Source organism: Micromonospora sp. C95, assembly GCF_018070465.1.
Classification (GTDB): Bacteria; Actinomycetota; Actinomycetes; order Mycobacteriales; family Micromonosporaceae; genus Micromonospora.
Genome location: NZ_JAGPXT010000062.1, coordinates 1 through 1,061, shown reverse-complemented (window position 1 = coordinate 1,061; position 1,061 = coordinate 1). Strand labels below are relative to the sequence as shown.

Here is a 1,061-nt window from a genome sequence, read left to right as displayed (position 1 = left end):
GCGGCATTTCAGGGAGGTGAAACGAGGAGTGCCTGGCGGGAGTTGGTGGAGACACCTCGGGCAATGAGGTCAACCAAGCCCCAGGCGTTGTAGAGCCGAGGCGACGTACCCACGGGCGGCCCGGTGCTGCCAGCCGAGCGGGAAGTCAGGCAGTGCTGCGGCATCCTTGGCATCGATGAGCAAGCTCAGCGCCGGATCGGGTAGTTCCTGACCCAGCCTGCGCGCGAGCGCCATGGCAGCCGTTACCCGCACGACGAACGAGTCGTGACCGAGCAGGTCCGTCATCCGGGCCGCGATCGCGCAGGGCGACACCGGCAGGTGTGCCAGGGCGAGGTTCGCGCTCGCCCGGACGGCGTCGTCGCCGTCGGCCGACAGCAGCGCGGCGATCGTCGGCTCGTCCGCCGGGAACCACGCCAGCAGCTCGGCGGCCTGGGACGCGACCAGCGGATCGTCGCCGAGCCAATGACGGTAGGCGTCCACGTGTGCCGCCACAGCCCGGTACGCGTCGGTGGCCCACTTCGCGGCGCACGAGTCGGCGATGTCCATCGCCTCCTCGGTGAGGCCCTCGTCGCGGTAGTAGACGAGCGCGATGACCATGTCCTCCTGCCGGCGTGTCACCGTCGGCCCATCGAAGGCGGCCTTCGGATCGAACGGCAGATCGTGATCGGTGTAGGCACCCAGACCTACGTCTCGAAGCAACCTCGTCAGGGCAGGCCGGGCTGGCGTGCCTGGGTCGTTGATCAAGAGAACGAGGAAACGCACCACGTGAGCGCTGACCTGCCACCGGGTTCCTTGATGGACGACAGCGTCCCGCAGCCGGGTCAGCGCCTCGCCGGCCACGGTCGGATCCGGTGAGCGAAGCGCCGACAGGTGCGCCGGGATACGGTCTGCCAGGCCGTGCGTACCGTGCAGCGAAGCCCACGGCACGCCGTCAAGATCGGAGAGCGGACCCACCAAGGAATTATCGCCACCGGGATAGCCCAACACCGGCCGGTAGCCGCGCGATAGGCCGGACACGCAACGTACGCCCGCGCTACCCGCCCGACACTCCGGTCGCGGCA

General features: G+C 69.1%; 1 protein-coding gene. It reads right to left on the bottom strand.

Annotation, left to right across the window (positions count from 1 at the left end):
* Positions 1–69: 69 nt before the first annotated feature.
* Complete coding sequence (locus tag KBX00_RS28955) at positions 70–765, bottom strand: hypothetical protein (protein WP_210831232.1); 696 nt, start codon at positions 763–765, stop codon at positions 70–72.
* Positions 766–1,061 lie beyond the last annotated feature (296 nt).